The organism is Gammaproteobacteria bacterium, from assembly GCA_016765075.1.
In the GTDB taxonomy this organism is placed as follows: domain Bacteria; phylum Pseudomonadota; class Gammaproteobacteria.
Genome location: JAESQP010000092.1, coordinates 1 through 3,319 on the forward strand (window position 1 = coordinate 1; position 3,319 = coordinate 3,319).

Below are 3,319 nucleotides of genomic sequence, written 5' to 3' on the forward strand. Positions count from 1 at the left end.
CTACTTTCTTCTTAGCTACTTTCTTCTTAGCTACTTTCTTCTTAGCTACTTTCTTCTTAGCTACTTTCTTCTTAGCTACTTTCTTCTTAGCTACTTTCTTCTTAGCTGTTTTCTTCTTAGCTGTTTTCTTCTTAGCTGTTTTCTTCTTAGCTGTTTTCTTCTTAGCTACTTTCTTCTTAGCTATTTTCTTCTTAGCGGTAATCCTACGTTTAGTTACTACCTTCTTTTTTGTTGCAGATTTCTTCTTTGCTGCAACGCGTTTTTTAGCACTAGCTTTCTTTTTAACTGCCATCTTAATTCCTCCAAGGGGACCGTTCGGGGTTAAGTATAATCATCTTGACAAACAATGCCAGTTTTTTAACACCAAACCATTTGCAGACTTAACAAATCAATATTAACAATTTAACTATTACAGGTTTTGTACCAGTCTGTATATCGACACTGATTGAGATGAATTGAGCTTTGTTAGGAAAAAATTTAGCCCTGCTAATCCAACAAAAGAAAAATAATGCCATGTAACGCCTATCACAACAGCCTATATAATGAAGATCCATTCCTTTTTATTTATAGTCATGACGTAAAGTTGCTTTCTTTTTCAAGCAACCGCTTCTTTGCTAAACGCTTCACATTGTTTTAACTCTGTTAGCAATGGCAATGCACTTAAACTTCTTCACATCAAGTTCAACCAACGTGATTTTTAAAATCATCTATCGAATCATGGCGTTTACCCTGCCTATCGAAAGCTATGAAGCTCTATAGAACACTTGTTTACAACCTGCAAGGTTGCACAATTGCGTGGGTTTAGTAGTTGCAGTGGTGGACTATGCACCCCCTCAAAAGAGCTTTTTTTAGCCTCCTCTTGAGAGATATTTTTCTGCGTGCTCAAGGTAGAATACTTTCCCACCAACACGCCTTTGAGTGTCTATTCTAATAGTGCATTCAATTATTACGTACACCACTCCGGTGCTCTGTTTTATTAGGGGGATGCCTTTTTAAATCACTGGTACTGGCATGGTGCCTGTAATTGTCTTTCAATATGAAAACTCATACCCTTTTTTCTCTGTAATGCAGGCATCCATGGCCACATCCCAGGGTTGGCTAGCTAATGTATCAATTTTTTGACATTCAAAAGCAACGCCTAACAACAAAGGTGTCTTCCAATGTGATCGATTGCGGCGAAACTCAAAACAACGATCATAATAGCCACCACCCATCCCTAAACGTTGCCCGCTCGTATCAAAACCAACTAGCGGCATTAAAACGAGGTCAAGTTTTGATGCCGAACAGACTGTTCCAGTCCGGTAAACAGGTTCGCTTATGCCAAAACGGTTTAATTTTTCTGCCACACCAGGAGAGTAAGGTGCAAAACGTAATCGTTGACCAGAAAATTTTGGCATAACCGGAAGGTAACAATGCTTATTATTGTTGTATGCATGCAACAATAATGGCGCAATATCTACCTCGCCATCAAAAGCAGCATAAAATGCGATGTGTTTAGCGGTTTGATAAGCATGGTGACGCAGAATTTGCTTGATTAGTACATGGGTCTTATCGATACGATCAAAACCCGTTAACTGTCGTCGTTTTGCGCGTAGCACTTCCCGCAAAGAGCTTTGTTGTCGACTTTTTTTGCTAATCATTTGCTAATCATTAGCTATCATTAAAAAATAAGGCACTTTCCACAGCCGCCGTCACTAGCCACATTCTTGAACCAAGGGTTCAAGTGGGTGGCCAAGCGAGCGTATCAGGCTTTCCGGCTAGCGGACATGCACAACAACTCTCGCGAAGCCTCCCGGATTTATACTTATAGCTCAAGAGGTTTGTCGGCGTATAACAAACGCCGCAGAAAGTGCATTATCATTTTATGCTTTTTATTAGCAAAGCAACAGCATTGTTGCAAGCTAGATCTCCATCTGACGCGCATGACTAATCGCTTTTTCAACCTTATCTTGCAATACCGCAAGCTGTTTTGGCAATTCAGTATTCGTACCCCTGCTTGAGCCATTAAGATCAAGCAACTCATGGGCGATATTAATCGCGACCATGATGGCCATCCGTTCGAGACCAATGACTTTACCTGAGTCACGAATTTCAGCCATTTTGCGATTAACACAACGCGCCGCACCCACTAAGGCTTCGCTCTCTTCTTCAGGACAAGAAAAACGATATTCCTTATCTAAAATTTGAACCGCAACTGACACACGATCAGCCTCCATTAAACTGCCTCCATCTTTTTAAGACGACCAATCAAGGTTTGCAAACGCTGCGTAACCCTATTATTACGGTCTGCCAAACATGTTTTTTCATCAAGCAGCGTTGATTGCTCTTGGCGCAAATTCATATTCTCCTGCTTGAGTTGCTCGCAGGTATCGATAAGTTCACCAACCCAAAACTCAAAGCGGGGAAAATCGATAATATTCGGGGCGCTTGACTCACCCATAAGTCACCTCCAAAGAATGATTACGCTACTATAAATCGGCCTTATAAGGGGGTCAACGCCATTATTTTTCACCTATTCGGCTATACTGGTATTCTAACGCCTAAATCTTAGCCAATATTGCAGCGAGCACACGTTATTGTGCGCATAATAATTCTAGTACACTGCCATGCCTGATTACGATGATTACCAACACTTACTAAGCGACCTTGATGCAACGGTTGAATGTGCTGAAGCGCACGGCATTCTTTGCGGTATGTTAAGCCTTGACCCTGGCAGCCAGCGCAGTGACTGGCTTGGCCTGGATGACAAGGTGAATGCCGAAGGCAGACATGAGTGCAGGAAGCCCGAAGGGGTTTCAGTAGAGGGTGCCCCCGTGTCAAGCACGGGGCAGGCTCTGGGGTACAAGGTGAATGCCGAAGGCAGACATGAGTGCAAGAAACCCGAAGGGGTTTCAGTAAAAGGTGCCCCTCGTGTCAAGCACGAGGCAGGCTCCACGCTTTCGCGGGAGCGGGCTCTGAGCCATGAATCACCAAATGAATTATTTACACACTTTCTAACTAAAAACCAGACAGCTCAACATACCGACTCAACACATGCCGCTGCCATTGCCGAACTGGCCACATTACACCGTCAAACACGCACCCAACTTAGTGATATGAACTATGATTTTAGCCCATTATTACCAGCAGACAGTGAATCTATTGCTGCACGCACACAAGCACTCAGCCTTTGGTGCCAAGGGTTTCTTTTTGGCCTCAGCGTAAGCGGCCTAAAAACCCTCGACGCACTTTCAGAAGCCAGCCGTGAAATCGTTGAAGATTTTAGCGCCATTGCACAACTTGCAGAACAATTTGAAGAAGGTGAAGATGAAGAGTCTGC

The 3,319-nt window shown here is 43.1% G+C and carries 5 protein-coding genes and 1 other RNA gene; 1 reads left to right on the forward strand and 5 read right to left on the reverse strand.

Going from position 1 to position 3,319, the window contains the following annotated elements; translation table 11 throughout:
- The 5 genes from JKY90_05555 to JKY90_05575 all read right to left on the reverse strand — a co-directional run.
- The coding region (locus tag JKY90_05555; protein MBL4851731.1) for a hypothetical protein at positions 1–292 on the reverse strand (292 nt) is incomplete at its 3' end.
- Positions 293–1,031: 739 nt separating this feature from the next.
- Positions 1,032–1,640 (reverse strand): 5-formyltetrahydrofolate cyclo-ligase, encoded by a 609-nt coding sequence (locus JKY90_05560; GenBank protein MBL4851732.1) that lies wholly within the window; start codon positions 1,638–1,640, stop codon positions 1,032–1,034.
- Between the two features lie 32 nt (positions 1,641–1,672).
- Positions 1,673–1,852: non-coding RNA, 6S RNA (gene ssrS / locus JKY90_05565), on the reverse strand.
- Between the two features lie 49 nt (positions 1,853–1,901).
- Complete coding sequence (locus tag JKY90_05570; protein MBL4851733.1) at positions 1,902–2,216, reverse strand: cell division protein ZapA; 315 nt, start codon at positions 2,214–2,216, stop codon at positions 1,902–1,904.
- A complete protein-coding gene (locus JKY90_05575; GenBank protein MBL4851734.1) occupies positions 2,216–2,440 on the reverse strand; it encodes a TIGR02449 family protein in 225 nt (74 codons plus the stop codon). Before JKY90_05575 ends, JKY90_05570 begins: the two co-directional genes overlap by 1 nt.
- A 166-nt stretch (positions 2,441–2,606) precedes the next feature.
- Here JKY90_05575 and JKY90_05580 point away from each other — a divergent pair.
- Positions 2,607–3,319, forward strand: a 713-nt coding sequence (locus tag JKY90_05580; protein ID MBL4851735.1) for a UPF0149 family protein, incomplete at its 3' end; no start/stop codon positions are given.